Genomic DNA, 26489 nt, shown 5'->3' with positions numbered 1-26489 from the left:
GCCAACAGAACGCAGTTACCCACTACAGAACCAGTAGCCGCCCCTGACTAGTACCCACCATCCCCACCGCCATTGGCGAGGTTCTCGAAACGAGTGTAGTCCGCCAGGTAAGCCAACTGCACGCTTCCGGTCGGCCCATTTCTCTGCTTCGCGATGATGATCTCTGCCTTGCCCTTCAGATCCTCATTCTCGCGGTCGTAGTACTCCTCACGATGGATGAAGCACACCACGTCTGCGTCCTGCTCAATCGAGCCCGACTCGCGCAGATCGCTCAGCAGCGGCTTCTTATCTCCACCACGCTGCTCACTCGAACGCGAGAGCTGGCTCAGCGCCACCACCGGAACCTTCATCTCCTTCGCCAGTGCCTTCAAACCACGCGAGATCGCCGACACCTCCTGCGTCCGGTTCTCGAAGCCCTTCTGTGCCGCTCCCACCGACCCCGTCATCAACTGCAGATAGTCGATCACGATCAGATCCAGCGATCCCTGCTGCTGCTTCAACCGCCGCGCCTTCGCTCGCATCTCCGCCAGCGTAATTCCCGGCGTATCGTCGATGAACATCTTCGACTCCATCAGCCGCTCCAGCCCCTTCACCAGCTTGCCCCGGTCGTCCTTCATCAACATACCCGTCTGGATGGCCTTGGAGTTCACCATCGCCTGCGAGGCCAGCATTCTGCGCAGCAGGCTGGCCTTGCTCATCTCGAGCGAGAACACCGCCACCACCTTACCGCTCTTCACCGCAGCATTCTCAGCAATATTGATCGCCCAGGCCGTCTTGCCCATCGAAGGCCGCGCCGCAATGATGATCAGCTCCGACTCCTGCAACCCGCTCGTCATCCGGTCGAAGTCGATATAGTGCGTCTCAAGCCCCGTAATCTCCTTGCCCTGCTCGTACAGCGCATCGATCGATCCAAACGACTCCTTCACAATCGCCGAAATATCCGAAAGCCCCTTTGTGATGGCCCTTTCAGAGATGGCGATAAGTCTGCCACTAACATCGTTCAGAACTTGAAGAGCGTCCGACGCCTGATCTGCTGCCTGCATCATTCCAATGTCGCAAACCGTCATCAACTGCCGCAGCAAGCTCTTATCGCGAACCATACTCACGTAGGTCTCGATACTCAACTTGCGTGGCAGCTTTTCGGTTAACTCCGCGACGTACTCCCGGCCCCCTACTGAGTCGAGCTCTTTCTTCTGGCTGAGCACCTCGCAGACCGTCACATAGTCGACGCCATGACCCGTCTCTGCGAGTTGAATAATGGCGCCATAGATACTGCGATGCGACGCAAGCGCGAAGTCTTCCGCAGTGAGATACATCGTCGCGTCCGTAATTGCGACGGGATCCACCATCATGCCACCCAGAATCGTCTTTTCAACGTGGACCGACTCAGGGTTGTGCTGCTCAGTTACGATATGGGGATAGGTTGCCAAAGAGGGTGCTTTCAGGGGAAAAGTTGGCCCTTGTCAAGGGCTATATGCTTAAACGTACACAAAGAGTACCTATGCAAAACGCCTACAAACTGTGGACAAGCGCAACTTAACTCTACACGCGCACTCCACCCGGCGGAAGAATGCACAACCATCAGGAACACTATGGTTAATCATCCTTAGATTGGATTCACAAGAGAAAACCTCAGAACAAATGGCTGACCACTCAATCTTCTCCAGTCATTCGTCGAATGTCTTCTGCGGTCGGTATTCCGGGCATCTTGGTCAAGCTCGAAGGCTCAGCGATAATCCCCTCGATACGTCGCAGCCGCGCATGTTCCGCATCGAGCATCTTCGCAAGCACACGCTTTTCTTTATACGCATCGACCAACATGTCGGTCAGTTGTGAAATGTCGAATTCTGCAAGCTTGACTCTTAAGCCCTCTTCGTCGAACTCTGGAATGTATTTATCGAGGTTGTGACTCATTTGTGCGATTCTAGCAACAGCTTCAAGAGACGAAAAGGGAAACATGGCCGCCGATAAGTTCCTCGATCTACCTCCCGCCGCCCAGCGCGACAAAGCCGCCTTCGAGGTCCTGCGCGTCTGGATCGCCGAGCAGGGCCAACACGTCAGCATCCGCAGCGGAGCCTGGGAAGACCCCTTCGCCTGGGGAATCGTCCTCGCCGACCTCGCCCGCCACATCGCCCTGTCCCATGAGATCCAAAACAAGAGCACCGACAAAGACGCCTTCCTCGAACGCCTCCTCGAGGGCTTCCACGCCGAGATCGACAACCCCACCGACGAGCCCGAGGGCGAAGTCACGCAATAGCCATACCCACCCAAAGCCCGCTGGCGCTCCAGTCACGCCAGCGGCGTCCGGCTAAACCCGCTCCAACCGCCCATCTCGTAGCCGAAACCGCTCGCCCCGCCACACCACCGTATCTCCCGCAAAACTCCACGCCCACACCGCCAGCCCGAAGAGATCCCGCACTGGCAGCAGCCACAGATCCCGCAACACCTGGCCGTCCCGTAGCACCCCAACCCCAACGCTAAGCGCCACCGCCACACGCGCTAATAGCACCAGACTCAGCAGCGAAAGGCTCCACAACGCGAATCCGCTCGCCAGCATTGTTGCAAGCGCCCACGGAACCGCATACGTCACCCCCAGCCCGGCATACCCCCACTTGCGCGAGTCCCGCGTCGACCGCGCCCATCGCATCTGGTGCTCCCAGCAACCGCGAAAGTCATACGCCGGAACCGTCGTCTCCACCACCTCATCGGAGAGCTCCACCCGCAGCCCCGCCGCGGCAATTCGCGCGCCCATCTCATAGTCGTCGGCCAGGGACTCCACCAGCCCCTCCAGCCCACCGATCTTTGCCAGCGCCGTCTTCGTGGTCGCTAACGTCGAACCCAGCCCAAACCGTATCCCACCCTCCAGCATCCGCGCCGTCAACACACCCGGCACAAAGTCCGTCGAGATTCCCAGCGCCTCCAGCCGCGACCAAACAGTGACCCCACTCTTCCCAGCGAGCGTTCGCCCCACATACGGAGCCGTCACCATCCCTACGCGCTCCTCCGCGAAGCAAGCCATCACGCGCGCCAGATACCGCGGCCCTACAAAGATATCGCTGTCATTGATCAGCACATGCTCATAGCGCGCCTCGCGCAGCATCTGTACCAGGTTGCTCACCTTGCCGCTCGTACCCAGCCGCTCCGGACACTCCACCAGCCGGATCGCGCAATCCGGAAACTCACCTCGCAGCCGCTCCACCTCGGCGACCGCCGGATCGTCCAACGAGCTCACCCCAAACAAGAGCTCGAACTGCCCCGCATACTCCTGCACACAGTGGCTGACGAACCCTGCATACATCCGCTCATCCGCCCCCTTCACCGGCTTCAGAATTGAGACCGAAGGCGCAAAAGCCACACCCTCCCCAACCGCACGCCTCCGCCGCCAAAAGTGCGCAAAGCTCCGCGCCCCCCAAAGCGCAATCAAGAGGTACGCCAACCCGCTCAGCGTCAATAAAACAAAAACTATCTCAATCCCGGTAGACACATCCACCAGTCTACCGAGGAAGCACCTGAAGTACGGAACTACAAATAACCCCGCCGCCCGCTAGCCAATACCTCACAAACCCCGAGCCGCCATCCCGCTCTCAACATCCCGCAAAAAACGCTCGAAGATAGGATTGAACGCATCCGGCGCCTTCCAGAACGGGGCATGCCCCACTCCGGCAAGCCGATAACACTGTCCCTCCCACAAGTTCGCATAAACAACGGTATCGAAGTAATCGAGCTTGATGATGGCATCGGTAGCACCATTAATCACCGCGAGTGGGACCGGGCTGCTCTCCACCGTCCGGCGCTGATCAACACCTTCTCCCGCCCGTGCGGCCTCAAAGAGCCTCTTGCGGAATCGGCCATCCGCGCGCGCCACAGCATCGCGAAGGAACGGCTCAGCCGACTCTCCGAAGATCCCTTGCACGAAAGCATTAATCTCCGCCTCCGACAGATCCTGCTTACCCGCCACTCCCATCTGCGGCGAGGAGTTGAACCCTTGCCCCATATTGTTGGCCGCCACCGGAGGGGAACCGGTAATCAGCAGTCCCGGCATCCCGGGAAATCTGGAGACCATCTCGATCCCGATATGCCCACCAAGCGACCAGCCAAACACGACAGCCTCAGTCACCCCCAACTTATCGAGTAACTCGACAGCAGCATCCGCCAGGCCGGGCCGCGTATAACTCCGCGTAGGATCGGGCGAGTCACTCGACTCGCCATGACCCGGCAGATCGAAGGCGATCAGGCGATACTCGTCGCCGAGCCGTCCTTGCATCTGATGGCGGAAGACACCACGGCTAAACGAATTTCCGTGAATCATGAGCACCGGAATACCACCCCCACCACTCTCCTCGACTGCGAGAGTTCCATGAGACGTGACAACACTATGCTGCCGAGTAGAGACGCTCATGCCAGCACCTTCCCTTCGAAATGTGATGGAAAAGGTTTCATATTCGCATTCACACCATCAACCCGCATCTGCCCAACAGTCAAAGTACCGGCATTCATGCAGCTGCCTCCTTCATCATCGGATTGTCTCCGTCAAAGGCACAGGGCTCTTCAAAGTGACGTAGAGAGCGAAGCCCGCATCCGTTTATACAGGAATCAGATTTCAAGAAGGAAGAGAACTATTGACCGCATCAAGGTCAAAATGACGCCACCAAAAATAAAAGGAAGCCGCTAAGAAATCAGCTTACCCATCTATCTCCTCTCTGATGCGCAGCCAGCATTTTTCTAAGTAGCAAACTAGAAGAATCCCTAAGAACATAAGGGCAAATCGAGCGTCCACCTTAGACTCCGGCCTCGCTCACCATGGCGATTTCGTTGTGGTAGCATCTCAAATCGAGACGAACAACGAATCCAAAACGTACCGCGAAGGATGTTGAAGCGTGCCCCTTGCCACAGAACCACAACGACTCACCAAGCGGCGATCATGGATCGTCGGCCTCACCAGCCTCCTGTTCATCCTGCTGCAGAGCGCCTGTACCGTCGTCATGGCGATCAGTGGTGTGCGCCTGGTCATCGGTCTAGGCGCTCTCGCGGCCGCCACCACCTTGCATCCTCCGCCAACCGGATGGCACCGCGATGCAATCCGCATTCCGATGATGATCCTCGCCATCGGCGGCTCCATCGTCAATCTCTACGTCATCTGGCGCATCCGCAGCCTGCGCTCTCGCCCATCCTCACAATGGAGAGCACAGCCCGTACCGCCCAAGCAACTACGCGCGGAGAGGTTCCAGATCACAGTTGCAATCCTCACCCTGGTCCTTGTCGCAGCCGAATACGCATCCCATGTGACCATGCACCTAGGTCTCGGATTTCTCCGGGGGCGCTAAACCCGAGAGTTCCTTATCGAGACGCGCATGCAGCCGCTCACTGAAGCCCAGCGGTAACTCATAGACACGGTCATCCGCAGTCAAAATCAGAATGTTGCGTGTGGAGTCGAGAATAGCGGAGCAGATCTCGCAGTGCTCCAAATGCTTCTGTACCTGCATCTGCACCTCGCTATCCAGCGTTCCATCAAGATAACCCGAGATGTGTTCCCACACATGCTTGCACTCTAGGACCATGGGAACCACCTCCTCTTGGAGTTCATCTGCTTCAACTGCGGAGCCAGACTCTTCTGCAGCATCATCCGCGCCCGGTGCAGCCGTACCTTCACCGAGACCGCCGTAATCTTCAGAACCTGCGCCGCCTCCGCGATACTCAGCTCTTCGACATCCCGCAGCAGAAACGTCTCTCGATAGATCGGAGGTAGCGAACCGATGGCCTCCTGCAATAAATGACGTACCTCCTGCCGCTCCAGCGACTCCGAAGGAATCTCGCGCCAGTCGCGCAGCAGCGCCGGCGACACATGACCATCCTCACCAGTTGGCTCGTCCAGCGACTCAATCTTGACCGCATTCTTCCGCCGGATGCGGCTCCGAGCCTCATTCAGTGTGATGCTGATAAGCCAGGTCCCGAACTTGGAATCCCCCCGAAAGCTGGACAGATTGCGGTAAGCCTTCAGGAACGCCTCTTGAGCGGTATCTTCTGCGTCAGCCTCATTATGAAGAAACGAAAGCGCCATCACATACACGCTGCGCTCATAGGGCCGAATCAACTCATGGAACAGATGCGTCTCGCCGCCAAGGATCGAGGTGATCATCTGGAGTTCATTCCGCAACTCGGTAGCTTCGGCCATGGCAATGCCATTCTATTACTTCGGCTTCGCTAAGAGCGCACCGACGCAGATAAGGCCGGCCCACAGAGAAGATCCATAGGCCAAGCCAGAAGAAATCGATCCCCAACCACCCCTCGAAACTACCCCAGCAACAAATCCTCATAACGTCTCTTCACGAGTTAGACTTCTACCGGGTAGGAGCGGGAAAGCCAGTCTTACTCACATTAGAGCCCTCAGCCTCCAAATAGTTACAACGCAATCGCAATAGCTCAGCCTATAACTCCGTTGTAACTCTCCAACACTTCTTGGCGTCTCATGGGCGTATTTTGGAGGGGTTTCATGGATAGCTTGGATAGACAGAGAAGAAACACCGCATACACCTTCGTAACTGCTTTGCTGATAAGCCTGACAAACCTTCAAGCCCAGACCACCCAGCCAACATCGAGGCCGCAAGTCGTCCTGGTAGAGCTATTCACCTCGGAAGGTTGCTCCAGCTGTCCCCCGGCAGACGTGCTGTTACAGCAAATCAACGGAACCCAGGCCAATCCCGGACAACTAATCGTCGGCATCAGCGAGCACGTCACGTACTGGAACTCACTCGGCTGGTCCGATCCCTTTTCATCGTCCATCTACACCGAGCGCCAGAACGCCTACGGCGAGCGCTTCGGCCTCGAAAGCGTCTACACCCCGCAGATGGTCGTGAACGGCACGCACCAATTCGTCGGCAACAACAAAGCCAGCCTGCTGCAGGCACTTCAGAAGGAGAAGCAAGCCTCGTCAATCGACCTTCGTATCCTCTCGACAAAGCTGAGTGAAGCCTCCCTCTCCGTGAAGTTCTCCGCAACCGGCGACATTCCCGCTCACGGAGTCGATATCGTCGCCGTCTTCGCCGACGATTCCGACCGCTCCAGCGTCCTTCGCGGAGAGAACTCCGGCCGCACCCTCACCCACGTCGCCGTCGCCCGCTCCCTCACGCGCGTCGCCAAGCTGCAAGCCGCAACAGAGCAGACGGTGCAGATCCCCGTGCCTCCATCCTTCCACAGCTCTCCCGCCCACCACCTCATCCTCTTCGCGCAGACCGCAGGGAACGGACGCGTACTTGGGACTGACACAAAGCCACTGTAGCGCCAGCTCAAATAGGCAGACAAGCGAAGGCTCTCTTCATTAGAATGACGCCTCTCTAGGCCCATCTCTCTCCATCAACGTCCAACGCGAACCGCGCTCGGCAAAACCAATAGAAAGCCCGTTGCATCCGAGCGAATCGGATCACCAACGAACCGTTCTTCAGCAAGGAACCCAGCATGACTCATATCGAAAAAGTGTTATACACCGCAAAGACCCACACCACCGGCGGCCGCGACGGCGGCGCCTCCCGCAGCTCCGATGGCCACCTCGACATCAAGCTCGCAACCCCTGGCACCACGAACATCGGCACCAATCCCGAGCAACTGCTCGCCGCCGGTTGGTCCGCCTGCTTCATCGGCGCGATCAAGATCGCAGCCAACAAGATGAGGATCACCCTCCCTCCCGACCTCGCTCTCGACACCGAGATCGACTTGGGCACCGCCGAAGGCGGCTTCCTCATCCAGGCCCGCCTCAACGTCAGCCTGCCCGGCCTGGAGCGCGAGGTCGCGCAATCCCTCGCCGACGCCGCCCACCAGACCTGCCCTTACTCCAAAGCCACACGCGGTAACATCGACGTCGTGATCAACATCGTCTAGTTCCAGCCACCACATCTGGAAGAGGATCATACCTGCCCATCTCACCGGGCAGGTCACCGCTCCCACATTCCGCGCCAAAGCTACTCGTACCGCAGAGCCTCAATCGGATTCAGATTCGCCGCCTTCCACGCCGGATAGATCCCGAAGATCAGACCAATCGCGCAGGAGCTAGCAAAGGCCGCTCCAATCCACAACGTAGACAACAGCGACGGCAGTAGAAACTGCAGTCCCAGCGCGATGATGCTTCCAAACACCACCCCGATCACGCCGCCCACCGCGCACAGCGTCATCGCCTCCAGCGTGAACTGCGAGAGGATCGTCTGCTTCGTCGCTCCGATCGCCTTGCGCACTCCGATCTCGCGTGTCCGCTCCGTCACGCTCACCAGCATAATATTCATCACACCCACCCCACCCACCAGCAGCGCCACGCTCGACAGCGAAAACAGCAGCAGAAACAGCCCTCCCGTAATCTGGTTCCAAAGCCGCGTCAACGAATCCGTACCAAAGATCGCAAAGTTATCCGGCTTCTCGTTAGCCACCTTGCGCCGCCGCCGCAGCAGATCCGTCATCTCGTCTTCCACCAGAGCACGGTTCTTCGGATCGTCATACTTCAGCGTGATCCAGTAGTCGAGCTGCTCCGGATGCATATAGTGAAAGGTCGTCACTGGAAAATACGCCTGGTTATCCTGCGGATTCTTACCTCCGCCGAAGGCCTGCTTCTGCTTATCCAACACCCCCACCACGGTGAACAACATCCCGCTCACCGTCACCTCCTTGCCAACCGCGCTCTCCCCCGAGAACAGCTCCTGCGCCGTATCGTAGCCCAGCACCGCGACCTTCGCCGACCGCTCCTGATCCCCTTCGTTGAAGAACCGCCCTTCCAGCAGGTTCAGCTCTTGAACGTCCTTATGCTCAGGCGTATCTCCCGTAAGGATCGTGCCCTGCATCTTCTTCGAGCCTGCCTTGATGGAGGTCACCCCCGCACGTCCCGGAGCGCTGTTGTCGGTGTACTGCAGCGCCGGCGACACAGCAACCACATGCGGCAGACTTCGCATCGCCACCGCATCGTCGTACGTCATCTGCTTCCGCGTAAGCATCTCCGTCGTCGGACGCTGCCCGAACACCGGAAACCGAAAGACAAACAGCACATTCGAGCCCAGCGACTGCACCAGAGCCTCCACGCTGCTGTTCAATCCATTCACCACCGAGGAGATGATGATCACTGTCATCACCCCGATAACGATTCCCAGAATCGTCAGCCCGCTACGCAGCTTATTCGTCCGCAGCGTATCCAGCGCCATCGTCACCGTCTCTTTAAGATCGCCAATCCGCATAGCCCCATCCCATCCCCAAACAAGCCCGCTAAACCCTAACCCCTAATCCTCTAATCCGCACGCAAAGCCACAATCGGATCCAGCGCCGCCGCCTTCCGCGCCGGGTACACTCCAAAAAAGATCCCCGTCGAAGTAGCCATCACCAACCCCAGCATCACGCTCCACAGCGCCACCGTCGATGGGAACCCGATCACCAGCGTCACCACCTGCGCCACCCCAATCCCTCCCAGTACGCCGAACGCCCCACCCACCAGCGCCATGGTCGCCGACTCCACCAGAAACTGCAGTTGAATATCCTTGCCCCGCGCTCCCAGCGCCTTGCGGATTCCGATCTCCCGCGTCCGCTCCGTCACGCTCACCAGCATGATGTTCATAATCACAATGCCGCCCACGATCAGCGAGATAAAGGCAATCGCCCCCGCCACCGCGCCAAACGAGGCCGTCACCGTCGAGAAGAACCCCACCAGCGTATTGTTCGTATCCAGCTCGAAGCTCTGCGCCGCGCCCACAGCATCATGCCGCTTCGCCCGCATCAACACCCGAACCTCATCCGCCGCCCGCTCCAGCGGCTCCCCCGCGCTACCCGCCTTCACATAGACCGTCAGTGTCTTCGCCGTGCCATAGCTCTTCTGGAAGGAGGTCAAAGGCACCGCAACCCAGTTATCCTGGCTCGCTCCAAAGGTGCTTCCCTGCTTCTCGCTCACCCCGACGACGGTGTAAGGAGAGCCATCCACCCGCAGCTCCTGGCCCAGCGGATCAGTCCCGTTGAACAGGTTGTCCTGCACATCCGTCCCGATGATCGCGACATGCGACGCATGGTCCTCATCGACCTGCGTAAACCCCCGGCCCTGCATGATGTTCAGATTCTGCAGCGAAGGCATCTGCCACGTATACCCGCGTATCTGGCAGTCTGTAATCGACTGTGTCCCGCGCACCACCTTCGCCACCGTCGACTGCTGCGCCCCAATCCCCGTGCATCCTCTGCAGTTGTCCCGCACATAGGTGTAATCATCCAGCAGGATATTCTTCCGCTTCTGGTATCGCTGGTAGTCGTCGGAGTTGGTAATGATCGCCGGCATCTTCGACACCGTGAACACATCCGCCCCATAGCTCGTGAACTTGGTCGTCACATACGTATTCGCCCCGTTCACCAGCGTCACCACCGCAATCACGCTCGCCACGCCGATCACCACGCCCAGCAGCGTCAGCACGCTCCGCAGCTTATTCGCCCACAGCGATTGCAACGCGATCTTCACAGCCTCTTTGAATTCCATAAAAGTCCTACTTGGGGAGTGCAATGAGACTACTACTGCCCACGCCGCAACGCGAGACTTTCCCTCCCTCCCATACGCAAACCCCGCCCTCTCCGTTCAAACCAAAGCCACGGTCAGCGAAACCATCAGATCGACGAAGCGCCAGCACTCTAACGAAATTCAGAAGGCCACCACAAAACCGGGTGCCCCACCCTTTTTGCAGTCTCATCGCAAATAGGGTGGGGTATCGGGCGAAAGCCCGACCGCACTCCTATCCCGGCCCCAACCGCCTGGGTGCCCCATCCTTCGCGCCGTTGTCTCTAGCGAAGGGTGGGAAGTAAAACTCACCCCACCCTAGACCGAGCAAAAGGCTCCCGCCCCCCACCCACAGCTCCGTACGACACCCTCAAACCAAAGGCTTCAAATCCCCCAGAACAGTAGGAATCAACTCCGAAACCGTCGGATGAATATGAACAGCACGTTGCAAAGTCGTATAAGGAGCCCCGCAGTACATCACATCCAGAATGCAATGAATCGCCTCGTCACCACCCACGCCTAGAATAGAAGCTCCAAGGATCTTCTTCGTCTCCGCGTCCACCAGCACCTTCATAAAGCCCTGCGACTCGCCCTTCTCCACCGCACGGCCCACCTTGGTCATCGGACGTGTGCCCATCAGCGCCGCCTTGCCGGTCTCGCGAACCTGCGCCTCCGTAAGCCCGATCCGGCCCAGCGGCGGATCGCAGTAGAGCGCGTAACAGGGAATGCGGTCGCTCACCCGGCGCGGGTCGTTGTCCAGAAGGTTGGCCGCGGCAATCTCAAAGTCGTTATAAGAGGTGTGGGTAAACGCGCCCTTGCCGTTGCAGTCTCCCATCGCCCATATACCCGGCACATTTGTGCGAAGCTGGTCGTCGACACTGACATAGCCATGCTCATCGAGCTTCACGCCCGCCTTGTCTAGGCCCAGGTCATCAGTGTTCGGCCTACGGCCCATGGCCAGCAGAACATGCGACCCAATCACCGCAGGATCGCCATCCTTGCACTCAAGATGAACCGCCGTAAGATCCCCACGCCTCTCGAAGTGGATACACTCTGCATGCGTCCGAACCGAGATACCCTCTTTTTCCAGAATCTCTCGCACCCCATTAGAGACATCCTCATCCTCATGCGAGATCAGGTGCGAAGCCTTCTCAACGATCGTCACCTTACTCCCGAACCGCCGGTACATCTGCCCGAACTCGATCCCGATATAGCTGCCGCCGACAATCACAAGATGCTCCGGAAGCGTATCCAGCGCCAGCATCGAAGTATTGGTCAGGTAATCGATCTGGTCGGTCCCCGGCAGATTCGGAATCGAGGCCCGTCCCCCGACGTTCAGGAAGATCTTCGGCGCCTCCAGCAGATCCTCGCCCACCCGAACCGTCGTAGCAGATTCAAGCCGCGCATGGCCCGTATAAACGGTGCAGTTCTCCATCCCCCGCAGCCAGCCCTCCACCCCCTTCCGCGAAGCCCCCGAGACCTCGTCCTTCCGCGCCTTCACCGCCTTCATATCGACACTCACCTCGCCCTGCAAGGTAACGCCATAGAAAGCAGCCCGCCGCGCCACCTGCGCCGCATACGCACTGGCAATCAGGGTCTTGGTAGGGATGCAGCCGGTATTCACGCAGGTCCCGCCGAACAGCTTGCGCTCGATCATCGCGACCTTCATCCCAGCCTTCGTGAGTCGTCCTGCAAGCGGCGGGCCCGCCTGGCCTGCGCCGATAATAATTACGTCAAAGTGGGTCATGCCTGGATTCGCCTCGTCTTGCTAACTCATTCTAAAGTGCATGGGAGAAGAGAACGAAGAGGAGAAGCGGAAAGCCCGAAGCCAAAGCCCCGGGCGCCCGCAAATCCTCATGAAGGTAATCCTTATTAAAATAGACAGCCCAGCTACCGGGCCATGTAAACGATAACGAACCCGCCGCAAACCGCGATGATGTCCTCAAGCAGCGCAACAGGCAGGTCCTTGCCCACGATCCCCGCCAGACGTCCGCGAACCTCGGCTCCGGCCAGCGTCCCCGCCACCGCGCCAATCGCTCCGGCAATAAGCCCGCCGATAAGCGAGCCCTTGGCCAAACCCAGCGCCGCCCCCGAGAACCCTCCCGTCACTACGCGAGTAATGAACTGCGGCGGAATCTTCCGGCTGGGCGTCGAAGCCCGCTTATCGTTGAAGAGCTCGCCCAGCGCCAGCACCGTAAGGATGTACGGAGTATAGGCAAACCCCAGGAAGGCCAAATGCGTATCCGCCAGATTGATCCAACCCAGGCGGGCGGCCCAGCTAACAACGGTAGGGGCTGTAAGAGCGCGAAGACCTGCGATAACGCCGATAAGAAAGGCGAGGACGAGGATGGACATAGGGACAATGCTCCTTTGAAGGTCGTTGGTACCCTGCTGAGCCCAGGTGGTAGTCAGTATGTCATCTGACGGCCAATGTTGGAACACTCAAAAGAGGCGGCCAAGCAGCCCAGATCGAATTGGGAACAATTCCCTCAACCAAAACGTAACTCACGCCTACAATCCATCCCCCGGAAACAACGCAGGACGAGGCGAGACATGAAACGACATTTAGCAGTAATCGTAGTAGCGATGTCTGCTATAGGCGGAATCCAGGCAGAGGCGCAGACCTCCACCCCAACACCCGATCCTCTCTTTCAGGCCATCAAAGCCCAGGACGCGGCGCTCTTCCAGGCCTTCAACACCTGCGACCTCAAGACCCTCGGCCTCATGGTCACAGACGACCTCGAGTTCTACCACGACGTCACCGGCCTCGCCGTAGGACGCGCCATCTTCGTCGAGAGCATCAAGAACAACATCTGCGGCAAGGTCACACGCGAGCTGGTCGAGAGCTCCCTCGAAGTCCACCCCCTCAAAGGCTACGGAGCCGTAGAGATCGGCGTCCACCGCTTCCATCACCCAGGCATCCAGGGCCCCGACGTCCTCGGAGAAGCCCGCTTCGTGCAGCTCTGGCAGCTCAAGGACGGCACATGGCGGCTATCGAGGGTCATCTCCTTCGAGCATGGAACCGCCCGATAACAGGTGCATCGTCCTCCATACCGAACCACCCACACAGGAGAATTGCTAAGAATCTCCTTCCCCCCGGGACGAGCAACCGGAAAGGCTATTCGCGAACGCCAAAACAGGCAAAACAAATAGCTTGAATGCACCTCAACCCATTTGGTGAGCAAGTGGTCGATATACGCTCAGGTGAGACGTTTTGCATCGACTGACATCTAAACAACAGAGGTTCTGATGATGCCAAGGTCGAAGGTACTACTTACACTTTCCCTGGCGACTCTGTTCGTACCTGCCTTCGGGCAAGGTGCCCACCAAGCCGGTCCAGGGACACTCAATTACGTAGAAGGAAACGCGTCGATCGACGGGCGCGCTGTTACCTCCCAGTCGGTCGGATACGCAGGCCTCGACGCAGGTGGAACGCTTGCGACCGCGAACGGTAAGGTAGAAGTGTTACTAACCCCGGGAGTATTTCTCCGGGTAGGCGAAGACAGCACCATTCAAATGATCTCCACTAACCTCACCCACACTGAGGTTCAAATTCAACGTGGTCGCGCCGAGGTCGAGGTCGACCAGATCTTTCCCCAAAACCATCTTCAAATCGACCTGAAGAACGGCCAGGCCCTCCTGCTGAAGAACGGTCTCTATGAGTTCAACGCAGACAACGGCTCTATGCGCGTCTTCAACGGCAAGGCAGCCGCCTTCGAGGGAACCGGACCCGCAAACCAGGCCAACACCATCCTCGTAAAGGGCAGCCACGAACTGACTCTCAACGGAGACCCGGTCAAGCCCGCCAAGTTCGACAAGAACAACCGCGACGAGCTCTACCAGTGGAGCGGTCTGCGCTCGGAGTACCTCGGTGAAGCCAACGAAGACCTCGCCGAGAACTACGTCGGAGCCTACGGCGGCGGACCCTACGCGGCCGGCTGGCTCTGGGACTCCGACCTCTACGGATACACTTGGCTACCCGGAGACGGAGCCTTCCTGAGCCCCTTCGGCTACGGCTTCTACTCCCCCTACTACCTCTACGGCGGCGGCTTCTTCTATGGCCGCGGCTTCGGATACCGTGGTGGCGGCTACGGAGGATTCCGCGGCGGATACGGAGGAGGCGGATTCCGCGGCGGTGGCGCAGGCTTCCACGGCGGAGGAGGCGGTGGTGGAGGCGCACACGGTGGCGGAGGCGGAGGCGGCCACAGATAATCGCCCTCACCGTTGAAAGGTCGTTTCAAGGTTGCTCAAGGCGCCCATCGCACTCCAGGATGGGCGCCTCGCTGCGTCTCCAGACACCCGCTCCAAACAAGACCCCAAAATAGGACCCAGATATGATGTGAAGGGCAACCTGCTGTACCGGTAGAGCTTTCAACAACTGGATGGAGGAGAAGATTGAGTGAGCTCGTAACCTTGGCGCCCGGAAGCGCAAGCGCAACGGGACCCGCAACAGGCGGCCCTCCAGCCGAGCTGATCTTCGGAGACTGGTACCCCGCCCTGCGAACCAACGTCCTGAAGGCCGGAAAGACAGCCAAGACCACCCTGCTCGGAATCCCTGTCCTGCTAGGTCGAAAGAACGACGCAACCATCTTCGCCATGCGCGACCTCTGCCCGCATCGCGGCATCCCCCTCTCCGCGGGCTGGTTCGACGGAGAGACCGTCCAATGCAAGTACCACGGTTGGCGCTTCGAGCCATGCTCCGGACAGTGTAAAGAGATCCCCTCCCTCACCTCCCACGACTCCCTCGACCCCACCAAAATCTTCGCCACCGCCTACCCCTGCGTCGAGCGCGACGGCTTCGCCTGGGTCTACCTCCCGCTCCCCGGAGCCGGACGCGCCGCAGCCGACCTCCCGCCCGTTCCCGAAGTCCCCAAGTTCTCCGAGCGCTTCCGCAGCGCCCACCTCGTCGCCGACCTCCCCTGCAACGTCGACCACGGAATCATCGGCCTCATGGACCCCGCCCACGGCCCCTTCGTCCACCAGGCCTGGTGGTGGCGCAGCAGCGCTAGCATCCACGAGAAAACCAAGCACTTCGAGCCCATCCCGGAGGGCTTCCGGATGTCCGCCCACACCCCCAGCGGCAACTCCGCCCCCTACAAGCTCCTCGGCGTCTACGGCGAGCCCATCACCACCACCATCGACTTCATCCTCCCCAACCGCCGCTACGAGACCATACGCTGCGGGCCCAAGTGGTTCTCCAGCCTAACCACCGTAACCCCCATCACCCCCTCCACCTGTCGCATCGACGTCATGGCCGCCTGGAACATCTTCTACAACATTCCATTTGTAACCTCCATCGCAACATACTTCGGAGCCAAGTTCGTCGCCCAGGATCAGCAGACCATGATCGAGCAAGCCGAGGGCCTCCGCTCCAACCCCGGCCTCATGCTGATCGACGACGCCGACAAGCCCGCCAAGTGGTACTTCGCCTTAAAACAGGCACGCCTCAAGGGCACCGGCGAACACCCACTAACCGGCCCAGTAACCCTCCACTGGCGAAGCTGACCCACCCAGCCTCATAGCATCACCCTGCGAGTCGCGAAGTGAGATACGCGGCCAAGGCAAGCTTGTACTCTTCGACAAGAGTCGCTCGCTCCCCCGCCTTCGACAGCGCATAGAGCGAGTTCATGCTTTTGATCATCTGCAAGGTTAAGGTCGCCACTAGCAGCGATTGTTCCTTGCTCAGCCTGCGATTTCGCGAACGAAAAACTAGAGCGAGACGCTCCCGGAGCCGGTTTTGTACCTTGACATCACGCTTGTGAGTCCCCGGAGCGAACAGGACAACGATATACGCCGGATGTTGCTCTATAAATCGAATCATCACGTCGACAAAGCGCTGTGCCAACTCCTCCACCGACAAAGCGCGGGTGGCCTCTTCGAGATTGACCCACCGCCGGTCCATCTCAGCGTCGTACTGCGCCAGCAGCGCGTGGGCAACAGCCTCCTTATTGTCGAAGTACTGGTACACCGCTCCAATCGAAGCACCCGCCTGTTGAGCGACAGCCTTCATCGTCGTCGCCTCGAAGCCGGTCTCGCTCAGCACAACCTCCGCGGCTGCAAGCAACTCCGCAATACGCCGCTCTCCTCGTTCCTGCTGCGGAACACGTCTTTCTATCGCGTTTGACAATGTGAGCACCTGCTCATATTCTAATCCTTAGAACATGAGCAGGTCGTCATGTTTTACCAATGCCGAAAAGGAGCCATCGAACAATGAGTGAATTAGGTCGAGAGGTGCTGATCCTCTTCTCAGGTGCGCTCTTGTGCAACTGCATCCCGCATCTTGCGAGTGGACTGCGGGGGGAGCGCTTCCCAACGCCATTTACCATGCTGAGCGCAACCAGAACCTCATCCCCCTTGCAAAACTTTCTATGGGGAGCAACGAATCTCTCCGTCGGCCTGACCATCCTGATGAGGCGGCTGATCGGTCTTAACGTTCCACCGAAGTTCTATCTTCTCCTGACAGGCTTCGTCATTGCCGGCATCATTCTCTCCCGTCACTTCGGACGTCTGAACAAGACATCCAGCCTCGCGCAACAAAAAGCCGACCATCCCCGGAGAGAGAACCCGTCACTGCTGAAGATGTGAGCAAGAAGAGACCGAAGCAAAAAATAAAGGATGATATCGATGCGACTCCTTGGCAAAATAGGCTTCTCTGCCGCTCTGCTCTCATGCGGAATGATGGCAGGCGCGCAAGAACCCGCCGCCACTCCCCAGCCCCCCGCGCCACAGAAGCCGTCCTCACAGGGCAATCTGATAACAGGCGAGGCTAAAGTTAAGGTGATCAGAAGCTACACAGGCGCGGCACTACCAAGACCGCCTAACACGATCGTGTACGACTTTGCGATTCCGGAAAGCGCGATCTCTCAAGACAACTCCCTGGCCGAGAGACTTCACGAGCACCACCAAAGCCGACAGGGCAACGACAGCGACACATCCCCCGCAACAATCGCAGCGGAGTTGAACGACATCTTCTCAAAGACGCTGGTCGGCGAACTGCAAAAAGCAACGCAGCCCGTTGCAAGGGCCGCCACCGCCGACGCACCGCCGCCACAGCACAGCCTGGTCGTCCGTGGAGAGTTCACCGGAGTCAGCCAGGGCGACAGAGGAAAACGAATCCTGATCGGCCTTGGAAGAGGCGCAAGCAATGTGGAAGCGCACGTCACCGTAACGCTGCTGAACGAATCTCAGCAAATCGTCCTGTCCGAATTCACGCTGAAGTCCGGAAGCGGAAAAAAGCCCGGCGCTGCCGAAACCATGGGAGTGGGCGGTATCGCAGTGGGCGCTGCAACAGGAAGCGTATCGGACAAGAAAGAAACCATAGAAGCAGACACCAGGCGAATGGCTCAGGCAGTCGCGAAAGAGATCTCCCAGATCATGGCGTCTCAACAATGGGTTCATCAACAACGGTGAAGCGAGCCTAGTAGGACGGATCAAGGCTCCGGAGCTACACCGTTGGATGGAGTCCGCACACGCACCCGAAGATGAAACCGGAGCGCAGACAGTGCGCTCCGGTTCCCCTCTAAAGCCCGACCCGCTTTTGCAGGTAGTCGGGATAACGCTCCCCCTGGAACTCAATCTCAGAAAGCGCCTCCTCGATCTCCCGAAGATCCTCTGAAGTGAGTTCGACATCAGCACCACCAAGATTCTCTTCCAACCGGTGCAACTTGGTCGTTCCAGGGATAGGCACGATCCAGGGTCTCTGCGCGAGCAGCCAAGCCAACGCGATCTGAGCGCGTGTTACGTTCTTCCTTCCCGCGATGTCGCCGAGCACCTTAACCACGCTCTGGTTGGCCTTCAGGTTCTCCTCGGTAAAGCGCGGAACGAGCTTGCGAAAGTCGTTATCGGCAAAGGTTGTGTTCTGGTCGATCGCGCCCGTAAGGAACCCCTTACCCAAGGGGCTGAACGGAACAAAACCGATTCCCAGCTCTTCCAGTGTTGGCAGGATCTCCCTCTCTGGTTCTCGCCACCACAAAGAGTATTCGCTCTGCAGTGCCGTGACAGGCTGTACGGCATGTGCCCGGCGAATGGTCTTTGCACCCGCTTCCGAGAGCCCGAAATGCTTCACCTTGCCCTCCGATATGAGCTCCTTCACCGTACCCGCAACGTCCTCAATCGGAACCTCGGGATCAACCCGATGCTGATACACGAGGTCGATCACATCGGTCTTCAGACGTTTGAGCGCCTCCTCGATGTATCTCCGGATATGCTCCGGTTTGCTGTTTAATCCGATCTCCTTGCCACTTGTATCGAAGTTGAAACCGAACTTCGTTGCAATTGCGACCTTGTCTCGGAAGGGTGCGAGTGCTTCGCCCACAACCTCCTCATTCTTGTAAGGACCGTACGCTTCAGCGGTATCGAAGAAGGTGACCCCACGCTCATACGCGGTCCGGATCAAGACGATCGCCTGATCCTTCGCTGTAGCCGGTCCATACCCGGAGCTCAGACTCATGCAACCAAGACCGAGAGCCGACACCTCAAGATTGCTCTTACCCAGCTTTCGCTTCTTCATACTTCCTCCTGAACTCGTCTCTTCCTTTGCCGGCATCGGAGGCCCACCATCTTCCCGGCTTCTTTGTTCAACAGGCCAATCGATCTGCGGCATCTCAACCTTAGCGGTCAGCAGCCTCTTTCACCCTGCAACGCACGCCAATATCTCTGCGGATCGCGACAATCTTCCCACCAACCAGTCGGTCTTGTCGGGACCTTCCTGCATCTCTCCCAGCCAGAGAGTGCAGGCTGGGATTTGTCGCACTTTGCATGAAGATTGTCAGAGTATGCATGTCGCGAAGAGAGACAATTCTGTAGCATCAAGAGCAGATTGGCAATCGGAAAAGTGTGCGAACACGCAATGAGCCGGAAGAACGTCCGGCTCTGGGGGAAAGCCATGATCAAGTACTTTCGCGTTCCGGGCCGTCTTGCCATCAAATTGGAAGAGCTGGGAGTCTCTGTTCCCGCCGTCCTCCGCAGGGCCAATCTCCCTCAGGACCTCTTCCAGAAGACCCGTGTGCTGGTCTCGACGGTACAGCTCTTTGCCCTCTGGCGCGCCATCGAGAGCATCAGCTCCGATCCGCTGATTGGTCTGAAACTAGGCTTTGAGGCGAAGACCGAGCGGTTTCACCCAATGGGGATCGCAGCCCTCTCCACCGACAACTTTGTCGCCGCCGTCAAGCACATGGCTCGATACAAGAAGCTCACCGCGCCCGAGGAGATTCTTCACCAGATCGATCTGGAGGAATTCAGCATCTCATTCCGATGGTTGCTTGCCATCGACGATGAGCCCCAACTGCTCACCGATTACTGCTTTAGCTGGATGCTGACCATTGCACGTCATGGAGCCGGAAAGCGCGTGATGCCCATCCGTGTTGAGTACGTCATGCCTCGCACGAATTTGAGAGAGATCGAACGGCACTTCGGATGCCAGGTATTGATCGGCGGCTCTCGTAACGCGATTATCTTCCGGGCAGACGACTCCGTCACCCCGTTCGTCACGCGGAACGCCGAGCTGCTCGATCTGCTCGCACCTCAGTTCGAAGAACAGTTGAAGCAGCTCAAAGACGAAGACAGCTTTATCGAGCTCGTCCGCGGAGCGATTCAGGACAGACTAACGGGTCGTCGTCCCTCCGTCGAAGAGGTTGCGCAGGCTCTGCACATGGGAGGCCGCACCCTCCAACGGCGGTTGAAGGACACAGGCTCCAGCTTCCAGCGCTTGCTCGATGAAGCCCGCCACCAGATGGCTCGCTACTACCTGAGCAACTCGGTGCTGGAGCTAACCGAGGCAGCCTATCTGCTCGGCTTTGAGGACTCGAACTCCTTCGGCCGTGCCTTTCGCGCCTGGGAAGGTGTTCCTCCCGGAGACTGGCGTGATTCGCATCGAGCGACACTATCCGCCTAAGCAGCGATGGACACTCCAAACTTTTCTTTCGCAAAATCCCCAGCAAAATCGCATGTCAAGTCCCCAAACGACTCAACCCAAGACATACCAACACTTACAAGTGGCACTTAAGTTTCGGTCCATTCAGTAAAATAGAACCAGAAGACAAAAAGCCCCGCCAAAAGGCAGGGGCTTTTTCATTTAAACCGGAAAGGAAAAGGAGGTAAACCAAGCTGGCTCTCGTATTTGGACGCAACCCGCAAAGAATGAGGAACTTGCGCGCCCACCCCGCCCGTACTCCGCTGAATCGAAATGGGTTACGCCCAGGCAAGGGGGCACCCCCCGCCTAAGTTTAGAGGGAACGAGGGGAGCGAACCCGCTCAAACCGGTAGCCACGCGCCTTGAAGGTCTCATTCAGGTAAGTCCCCTTGGAAGGAGCCGCCCGAAAAGCCGCATACTCCTCCTCCGGCACCTCGAAGTAGCGATACGTCCCTCGGCCTCCCCGATAGACGATGGTCAACACCTTCGTCTGCGGCTCGTAGCTCATCGCGGCGATCACGGTCGAGGGCATGCAGTCGCTCCAGTAGACTTAGGATGCGATGACCACGAAACCTGTTCTCCTCATCCACGGCGGAGCCTGGGCCATGCCCGACCAGGAGATTGCAGCCCACGAGCGCGGCATTGCCAACGCCCTCGCCGCCGGATACAGCCTCCTGGAGCAGGGTGCGACCGCGGTCGACGCAGTAGAAGCAGCCGTCGCCGTCATGGAAGACGACGAGACCTTCGACGCAGGACGCGGATCCTTCCTCACCCAGGACGGCCGTGTCCAGATGGACGCCCTCCTCATGGACGGAAGCAACCTGCGCACCGGCGGTGTAGCCTGCGTCGAGCGCCTGCGCAACCCCATCCGCGCCGCGCGCCTCGTGCTGGATAAGTCCCCGCACGTCTACTTCGTCGGCACCGGAGCCGAGCGCTTCGCCCGCCAGCACGGCATGCTGCTCTGCGAGAACATGGACCTCGTAGTCCGCCGCGAACAGGAGCGCCTCTACAAGGCCCAGGCCGCCGAACTCGCCGGCCTCCCCGACGAGACCTTCTCCGGAAACCTCGAGGCCGCCATAAAGCTCCAGTCCCACGACACGGTAGGCGCCGTGGCCTTGGACCAGTACGGAAATATATCCGCCGGAACCAGCACCGGCGGCACCTTGAACAAGGCTCCCGGACGCGTCGGAGACAGCTCCCTCATCGGCTGCGGCTGCTACGCCGACAACCTCTCCGCCGCCGTCTCCCTGACCGGCTGGGGAGAACCCATCATGAAACTGGTCCTCGGAAAGTGGGCCGTGGACCGCGTAGCCGCAGGCGCAACTCCCGCCGAAGCCGCCCAGGCCGCCATCGACTACCTCTTCGGACGGCTAGGCGGCTACGGCGGAATCATCCTGCTCGGACCCGACGGTCAGGTAGGATTAGCGCACAACACGCCGCGGATGGCGTGGGGCCTGCAGACACCCAATGGGCCACAACTCGGGGTGACGCGGAACCCAGGGTAAGGTCCTTCTCACGCAGGCGGCAAGGGGTATTGGGGCATCTCTTTGCGTATCTCGTCCGGAGTTAGAAATCGTATTCCGTTCTCCTCGAATACTTTCATCGTCTCCGCGAGGTCCGGGCTCCCAAAGGCCGCGCTTTCAGCATCCGTAGGAACCTCCATCCGTTCTGCGGGAACATTCGTCTTGCTGATCGCCTCGAAGAAGCCACCTGGAGTGAGCGTGTCCATCATGTGGATCTCGTCGGACGCAACGAGGAATGCATGGGGTTTTTGGCGGGGCAGAAACACGCATTCTCCGGCCGTCGCCGTAAATACCTCGCCGTCGGCATACACCGTCAACTCGCCTGAAAGAATGTAGAAAAACTCGTCGTCCTTCGAGTGGATATGGGGTGGCGGTTCGGTTCCCGCTTTCATCTTGCCGATGATCGTGTCAAACGCGCCGTCACTATCGGTGGTACCCACCATCTGGCTGATCAGAAATCCCTTGAACCAGGTCGAATTAGATAATGCAGGCGCTCTCTTGTAAGCCCTAGCCTTGTTCGTAACCTTATTCGTAGTCGTGTTCATTGGCGTCTCTCCATCTGTCTGTCTGCAATAAGGACAGGTGTAGAACCCTAAGCGCCTTGCATTATTCCCGATTGTTAGAAATGGACGTCGCAGTGCAACAGAAAAAGTTACAGATTCAAGAGAGCAGACAAAGGAAACGAACTCCGCCACTCATCGAGGCTAAAATTGAGGGGATGCACTCCGTGCCGTTGTTTCCTTCCAATCCTGATCCTGACGAGCGCCTCGAGCAGATCCACCAACTGCTCTTGAAACACTTTGGCAAACCGGAGCCACGCGACCTCTGGGATCCGCTCTCGCAGTTCATCTACTCGCTGCTCTCGTCCCGGACCAAAACCGAGACCACTTACGCTGTAGTCGCCCAACTGCGCCAGCGCTTCGGCAGTTGGGAGAATCTTCGCGACGCAACATTAGCCGAGATCGAGAACGCCATTCAGGACATCACGTTCCCGGAGCAGAAAGCCGTCCAACTGAAGTCCGCGCTGCAACAGATCACCCAGCGCTACGGCTCTCTGACGTTGGACTTCCTGGCCCAGTATCGAACCGACAAGATTCGCGCTTGGCTGGAGCAGTTCCCCGGAGTTGGCTCCAAGACCAGCGGAGCAGTAGTCAACTTCAGCACCCTGCGGAGACGAGCGTTATGCCTCGACTCTCACCATCTCCGCGTAACCCAGAGACTCGGACTCACTCCCCGAGCCGACGCTCACACCACCGAAGAGCGCCTGATGCGCCTGGTCCCCGAGAGTTGGACCGCCGAGAAGATGGACGAAGACCACAGGCTGATCAAGAAGCTCGGCCAAACTATCTGCACCTTCGCTGAGCCGAAGTGCCGAATCTGCCCTCTGCTGGGCGTCTGCAAGTACGGACAGCGCCAGATCGCAGTGAACGCTAGTGAAGCTCCCGAACCCAGATATTCCGGAAGCTGATCGGCTCGCTGTGATCGCCATGCGCCTGTAGCTTGATCGGCGCAGTATCGTACTTCTTGTAGACAGGCTTGCCGACATACAACGTCTCGCCCTTCAACTCGAAGTGATTCTGCACCACGATGCCGTTGAAGAACACCGTCACATACGCCGGAGTCTTCACCGAGCCATCGTCATTGAACCTCGGCGCGGTCCACACCACGTCGTAGCTCTGCCACTCGCCCGGCTTGCGGTTCGGATTCGCCAACGGAATCGCCTGCTTATAGATGCTGCCCGCTTGTCCGTTCACGTAGGTCTTGTTGTTGTAAGAGTCGAGAACCTGCAGCTCATATCCAGCGTCCTTGGGTCCCGTGGAAGCAAGAAACACTCCGCTGTTGCCGCGCGCCTGATCGCTGCCGGTAATGTTCGTGGGAATCTTCCACTCCACATGAAGCTGGTAGTCCTTGAAGCTCCGCTTGGTCTCGATGTTGCCGACACCAGGAACTTTGCTCACCGTCATCACGCCATCGGCGACGGCCCATTTGGCCGGAGACTTGTCCTGCGCCGAGACCCACTCGTCGAGGTTCTTGCCATCGAAGAGCACGATCGCATCGGACGGCGGAGCAGCATTGCTCGCGCCCGGCGTCACCACCGGCGGAACCGGTTCGTACACCTCGGTGTCTTCATGCTTAGGCGCGGCCGGCTGTTGCGCGGAGAGGGAAGCAGCCACAGAAAACAGGGTCGCAAACGCAAGGAACTTCAAACAATGTGTGCGCATAATTTCTGATAAAGATACACCAATTGCATCCCCTCCAAATCAACGGCCATCGACGAAACTTCAGGTGCTCTCCCTCGAAACCTCATTACAATCGATCCATGCCCCTCCGACGTCTGGTCCTCTCCACCGCTCTGCTGACGGCATCGCTCGTCGTCCCCGCCTTCGCCCAGCAATCGGCCCTCACCAGCGACCCCGCTCCCGACAAAGCCAACCCAGCGGCGATGCACTCCTTCCAGCTCCCCAGCCACGGAGTCCTCCTCAACGCCCTCGTCTACATCGCCTCCGGACCTGGCCCGCATCCAGTCGTCCTGCTCCTCCACGGCTTCCCCGGCAACGAGCGCAATCTCGACCTCGCCCAAACCCTCCGCCGCGCCGGCTACGACGTCCTCTACTTCAACTACCGCGGCGCGTGGGGATCGCCCGGAGACTTCTCCTTCACCCACGCCATCGAGGACACCGAAGCCGCCATCGCCTACCTCCACGATCCCGCCAACACCAGGAAACTCCGCGCCGATCCCCAGAGCCTCACCCTCATCGGCCACAGTATGGGAGGCATGATCGCCGCCATCGTCGGTGCCGCGCACTCCACAGACACCTCCATCCACGCCATCGGCCTCATCTCCGCCGCCAACATGGCCGGCCGTGTCCTGCCCGCCGTCACAGCCCACCGGGAGACCGTCGCACTCCCCGCCATCGCCCACGGCCTGGCCGCGGAGGGCATCGCCCCACTGGCAGGCTGCACCCCCGAATCCCTCGCCCAAGAGCTCCTGGACCACGCCGCCGCCTGGAACATCCCCGGCCTTGCACCCAGGCTCGCCACTCACCCTCTCTTCGCCATCAGCTCCGACGACGGCAACGCCCCCTCCTCCGAGGCCCTGCTCGCTAACCTCAAGAAACTAGGAGACACCGCCACCTCCGCGACCCACATCGCCACCGACCACTCCTACTCCGACCACCGCATCGCCCTCCAGGCCGCCGTGCTCGAAGCCCTCGCCCAGATCCACCAGCATTAAGCATGAATCCGCGGCACCATCTATCCTGATCAGAGTCAATGTTTACGCGCTTTTATTCCTCGACTCCCCGTTCCGTCTTAGACCCGGCATCCAAGCTAATAAACCATATGACTCCAGCCTTCCACTTCCGCCATCCCTGGTTCTTCGCGATCTTCATCTTCTGCTGCGCGTTGGTCATGGCGAACGTCGTTCACTACATCATCTTCCGCCTCATTCGCCGCAAGGAAGGCCAGACCGCCGGCTTTGGCTGGGGCATGCAACGCTACCTCGGCCATCCCGCCCGAGCCATCTTCCTGCTCACCGTCGCCCTCGGCGCTCTGCCCATCGTCCCCGACCTCCCAGCGAAGTTCGAAGACCTCATCCGCCAGCTCCTCATCATGGCGATGATCGTCGCGCTCGGCTGGTTCGTCGTCGGCTGCATCTATCTCTTCCAGAGCGCCATCCTGCGCCGCTACGATCTCGGCTCCGACAACAACGTCCAGGCCCGCCGCGTCCACACCCAGTTCCAGCTCTTCCGCCGCATGCTCATCACCTTCGTTGTCATCATCGACATCGGAGCCCTCCTCTGGACCTTCAACGATCCCCGCATCTGGCACTACGGCTCCGGCCTGCTCGCCTCCGCCGGCGTCGCCTCCCTCATCCTCGCCACCGCCGCCAAGTCCACCGCCTCCAACTTCCTGGCCGGACTCCAGATCGCCCTCACCGAACCCATCCGCATCGACGATGTCGTCGTCATCCAGGGCGAGTGGGGCCGCATCGAAGAGATCAACTCCGCCTACGTCGTCGTCCGCATCTGGGACCTCAGACGCCTCATCGTTCCCCTCTCCTACTTCATCGAGAACTCCTTCCAGAACTGGACCCGCGAGTCCGCCGACATCATGGGCACCGCCTTCCTCTACGTCGACTACTCCATCCCCGTCGAAGCCCTCCGCGAACAGCTCAACAAGATCGTCCATCCCTCGCCCCTTTGGAACAAGCAGGTCTGCGGCCTCCAGGTCACCAACCTCTCCGAGCGCACCATGGAGCTCCGCTGCCTCGTCAGCTCCCGCAACTCCAGCGAGAACTTCGACCTGCGCTGCATCGTCCGCGAACAGATGACCGCCTTCATCCAGGAAAACTACCCCGACGCCTTCCCCACCACCCGCTTCGCCGCCCGCCCCGACGCCTCCATTCCCCCGACCCAACCCTCCGAACCGCAACACCCCTAACTACCAACAATTTCCCAGCCAAACTAGAAATTTAATGTGCGCCCGCCGACAAAAAACTGTCGTCTTTAGTACACAATCTGTATGATAGCCAACATAATGTCCGGCAGATTCATATTTT

Annotated in this window: 29 protein-coding genes; 14 read left to right on the top strand and 15 right to left on the bottom strand. The window is 59.1% G+C overall.

Going from position 1 to position 26489, the window contains the following annotated elements; genetic code table 11:
- Nucleotides 1-47: 47 nt before the first annotated feature.
- Both dnaB and HB393_RS11815 read right to left on the bottom strand, forming a co-directional pair.
- Nucleotides 48-1430, bottom strand: a complete 1383-nt coding sequence (dnaB, locus tag HB393_RS11820) for a replicative DNA helicase (protein ID WP_213805372.1) — start codon at nt 1428-1430, stop codon at nt 48-50.
- A gap of 223 nt (nt 1431-1653) precedes the next feature.
- On the bottom strand, nt 1654-1959 hold the full coding sequence (locus HB393_RS11815; RefSeq protein ID WP_213805371.1) for a hypothetical protein: 306 nt from the start codon (nt 1957-1959) through the stop codon (nt 1654-1656).
- On the opposite strand from HB393_RS11815, the gene HB393_RS11810 reads away from it, so the two are divergent.
- Nucleotides 1958-2257 carry a DUF5076 domain-containing protein gene (locus HB393_RS11810; RefSeq protein WP_213805370.1) on the top strand — a complete coding sequence of 100 codons (300 nt, stop codon included), beginning with the start codon at nt 1958-1960 and terminating at the stop codon, nt 2255-2257. The two genes, HB393_RS11815 and HB393_RS11810, sit on opposite strands and share 2 nt — an antisense overlap.
- Nucleotides 2258-2308: 51 nt before the next feature.
- Here the strand turns inward: HB393_RS11810 and hpnI are convergent, their stop codons facing one another.
- Together hpnI and HB393_RS11800 are read right to left on the bottom strand one after the other, a co-directional pair.
- A complete protein-coding gene (gene hpnI, locus HB393_RS11805; RefSeq protein ID WP_213805369.1) occupies nt 2309-3484 on the bottom strand; it encodes a bacteriohopanetetrol glucosamine biosynthesis glycosyltransferase HpnI in 1176 nt (391 codons plus the stop codon).
- Nucleotides 3485-3556: 72 nt separating this feature from the next.
- Nucleotides 3557-4399 carry an alpha/beta hydrolase gene (locus tag HB393_RS11800; RefSeq protein WP_213805368.1) on the bottom strand — a complete coding sequence of 281 codons (843 nt, stop codon included), beginning with the start codon at nt 4397-4399 and terminating at the stop codon, nt 3557-3559.
- A gap of 478 nt (nt 4400-4877) precedes the next feature.
- Here HB393_RS11800 and HB393_RS11795 point away from each other — a divergent pair, with 478 nt between their 5' ends.
- Nucleotides 4878-5324 carry a hypothetical protein gene (locus tag HB393_RS11795; protein WP_213805367.1) on the top strand — a complete coding sequence of 149 codons (447 nt, stop codon included), beginning with the start codon at nt 4878-4880 and terminating at the stop codon, nt 5322-5324.
- Here the strand turns inward: HB393_RS11795 and HB393_RS11790 are convergent.
- Together HB393_RS11790 and HB393_RS11785 are read right to left on the bottom strand one after the other, a co-directional pair.
- Entirely contained in the window at nt 5295-5558 is a 264-nt protein-coding gene (locus tag HB393_RS11790) for a zf-HC2 domain-containing protein (RefSeq protein ID WP_213805366.1), read from the bottom strand. The genes HB393_RS11795 and HB393_RS11790 overlap by 30 nt on opposite strands.
- Nucleotides 5549-6172 (bottom strand): sigma-70 family RNA polymerase sigma factor, encoded by a 624-nt coding sequence (locus HB393_RS11785; RefSeq protein ID WP_213805365.1) that lies wholly within the window; start codon nt 6170-6172, stop codon nt 5549-5551. Before HB393_RS11785 ends, HB393_RS11790 begins: the two co-directional genes overlap by 10 nt.
- 318 nt (nt 6173-6490) lie before the next feature.
- Between HB393_RS11785 and HB393_RS11780 the strand changes: the two genes are divergently transcribed.
- Entirely contained in the window at nt 6491-7276 is a 786-nt protein-coding gene (locus HB393_RS11780) for a DUF1223 domain-containing protein (protein ID WP_213805364.1), read from the top strand.
- 176 nt (nt 7277-7452) lie between these two features.
- The gene (locus HB393_RS11775; protein ID WP_213805363.1) at nt 7453-7872 is read left to right on the top strand and encodes an organic hydroperoxide resistance protein; all 420 of its coding nucleotides are present in this window, start codon (nt 7453-7455) and stop codon (nt 7870-7872) included.
- 80 nt (nt 7873-7952) lie between these two features.
- On the opposite strand, the gene HB393_RS11770 is transcribed toward HB393_RS11775, so the two are convergent.
- From HB393_RS11770 to HB393_RS11755, 4 genes are all read right to left on the bottom strand, one after another.
- Nucleotides 7953-9206 (bottom strand): ABC transporter permease, encoded by a 1254-nt coding sequence (locus tag HB393_RS11770; RefSeq protein ID WP_213805362.1) that lies wholly within the window; start codon nt 9204-9206, stop codon nt 7953-7955.
- 50 nt (nt 9207-9256) lie between these two features.
- Entirely contained in the window at nt 9257-10480 is a 1224-nt protein-coding gene (locus tag HB393_RS11765; protein WP_213805361.1) for an ABC transporter permease, read from the bottom strand.
- Between the two features lie 385 nt (nt 10481-10865).
- Complete coding sequence (locus HB393_RS11760) at nt 10866-12242, bottom strand: FAD-containing oxidoreductase (protein WP_213805360.1); 1377 nt, start codon at nt 12240-12242, stop codon at nt 10866-10868.
- A 143-nt stretch (nt 12243-12385) separates the two neighbouring features.
- On the bottom strand, nt 12386-12850 hold the full coding sequence (locus tag HB393_RS11755; RefSeq protein ID WP_213805359.1) for a DUF4126 domain-containing protein: 465 nt from the start codon (nt 12848-12850) through the stop codon (nt 12386-12388).
- 198 nt (nt 12851-13048) lie between these two features.
- On the opposite strand from HB393_RS11755, the gene HB393_RS11750 reads away from it, so the two are divergent.
- From HB393_RS11750 to HB393_RS11740, 3 genes are all read left to right on the top strand, one after another.
- Nucleotides 13049-13528, top strand: coding sequence for a nuclear transport factor 2 family protein (locus HB393_RS11750; protein WP_255551002.1), 480 nt, complete (start codon nt 13049-13051; stop codon nt 13526-13528).
- A gap of 216 nt (nt 13529-13744) precedes the next feature.
- Nucleotides 13745-14707: a FecR domain-containing protein gene (locus tag HB393_RS11745; RefSeq protein ID WP_213805358.1), complete on the top strand. Its 963-nt coding sequence runs from the start codon at nt 13745-13747 to the stop codon at nt 14705-14707.
- 201 nt (nt 14708-14908) lie between these two features.
- Nucleotides 14909-16000, top strand: coding sequence for a Rieske 2Fe-2S domain-containing protein (locus HB393_RS11740; protein WP_213805437.1), 1092 nt, complete (start codon nt 14909-14911; stop codon nt 15998-16000).
- 19 nt (nt 16001-16019) lie between these two features.
- Here the strand turns inward: HB393_RS11740 and HB393_RS11735 are convergent, their stop codons facing one another.
- Entirely contained in the window at nt 16020-16622 is a 603-nt protein-coding gene (locus HB393_RS11735) for a TetR/AcrR family transcriptional regulator (RefSeq protein WP_213805357.1), read from the bottom strand.
- An 83-nt stretch (nt 16623-16705) separates the two neighbouring features.
- Between HB393_RS11735 and HB393_RS11730 the strand changes: the two genes are divergently transcribed.
- Together HB393_RS11730 and HB393_RS11725 are read left to right on the top strand one after the other, a co-directional pair.
- Complete coding sequence (locus tag HB393_RS11730; protein WP_213805356.1) at nt 16706-17080, top strand: hypothetical protein; 375 nt, start codon at nt 16706-16708, stop codon at nt 17078-17080.
- A 39-nt stretch (nt 17081-17119) separates the two neighbouring features.
- On the top strand, nt 17120-17905 hold the full coding sequence (locus tag HB393_RS11725; RefSeq protein WP_213805355.1) for a DUF4410 domain-containing protein: 786 nt from the start codon (nt 17120-17122) through the stop codon (nt 17903-17905).
- Nucleotides 17906-18014: 109 nt separating this feature from the next.
- On the opposite strand, the gene HB393_RS11720 is transcribed toward HB393_RS11725, so the two are convergent.
- Nucleotides 18015-19004: an aldo/keto reductase gene (locus HB393_RS11720; RefSeq protein ID WP_213805354.1), complete on the bottom strand. Its 990-nt coding sequence runs from the start codon at nt 19002-19004 to the stop codon at nt 18015-18017.
- Between the two features lie 375 nt (nt 19005-19379).
- Between HB393_RS11720 and HB393_RS11715 the strand changes: the two genes are divergently transcribed.
- On the top strand, nt 19380-20387 hold the full coding sequence (locus HB393_RS11715) for an AraC family transcriptional regulator (protein WP_213805353.1): 1008 nt from the start codon (nt 19380-19382) through the stop codon (nt 20385-20387).
- Between the two features lie 331 nt (nt 20388-20718).
- Here HB393_RS11715 and HB393_RS11710 read toward each other — a convergent pair whose 3' ends face one another.
- On the bottom strand, nt 20719-20937 hold the full coding sequence (locus HB393_RS11710) for a KTSC domain-containing protein (protein WP_213805352.1): 219 nt from the start codon (nt 20935-20937) through the stop codon (nt 20719-20721).
- Nucleotides 20938-20965: 28 nt separating this feature from the next.
- Between HB393_RS11710 and HB393_RS11705 the strand changes: the two genes are divergently transcribed.
- Nucleotides 20966-21910 carry an isoaspartyl peptidase/L-asparaginase gene (locus tag HB393_RS11705; RefSeq protein WP_213805351.1) on the top strand — a complete coding sequence of 315 codons (945 nt, stop codon included), beginning with the start codon at nt 20966-20968 and terminating at the stop codon, nt 21908-21910.
- Nucleotides 21911-21918: 8 nt separating this feature from the next.
- Here HB393_RS11705 and HB393_RS11700 read toward each other — a convergent pair whose 3' ends face one another.
- Entirely contained in the window at nt 21919-22473 is a 555-nt protein-coding gene (locus tag HB393_RS11700; protein ID WP_213805350.1) for a cupin domain-containing protein, read from the bottom strand.
- 182 nt (nt 22474-22655) lie between these two features.
- Here HB393_RS11700 and HB393_RS11695 point away from each other — a divergent pair, with 182 nt between their 5' ends.
- A complete protein-coding gene (locus HB393_RS11695; RefSeq protein ID WP_345945158.1) occupies nt 22656-23396 on the top strand; it encodes an iron-sulfur cluster loop in 741 nt (246 codons plus the stop codon).
- Here the strand turns inward: HB393_RS11695 and HB393_RS11690 are convergent.
- Nucleotides 23359-24150, bottom strand: coding sequence for a DUF1080 domain-containing protein (locus HB393_RS11690; protein ID WP_213805349.1), 792 nt, complete (start codon nt 24148-24150; stop codon nt 23359-23361). The genes HB393_RS11695 and HB393_RS11690 overlap by 38 nt on opposite strands.
- A 98-nt stretch (nt 24151-24248) precedes the next feature.
- On the opposite strand from HB393_RS11690, the gene HB393_RS11685 reads away from it, so the two are divergent.
- Nucleotides 24249-25163 carry an alpha/beta fold hydrolase gene (locus HB393_RS11685; RefSeq protein WP_213805348.1) on the top strand — a complete coding sequence of 305 codons (915 nt, stop codon included), beginning with the start codon at nt 24249-24251 and terminating at the stop codon, nt 25161-25163.
- Nucleotides 25164-25270: 107 nt separating this feature from the next.
- On the top strand, nt 25271-26371 hold the full coding sequence (locus HB393_RS11680; RefSeq protein WP_213805347.1) for a mechanosensitive ion channel domain-containing protein: 1101 nt from the start codon (nt 25271-25273) through the stop codon (nt 26369-26371).
- The last annotated feature ends 118 nt before the right edge of the window (nt 26372-26489 follow it).

Origin of the sequence: Granulicella sp. dw_53 (genome assembly GCF_018449545.1) — a bacterium.
Taxonomy (GTDB): domain Bacteria; phylum Acidobacteriota; class Terriglobia; order Terriglobales; family Acidobacteriaceae; genus Edaphobacter.
The sequence above is the reverse complement of the archived record's forward strand: the minus strand, read 5'-3'. Positions and strand labels throughout refer to the sequence as shown.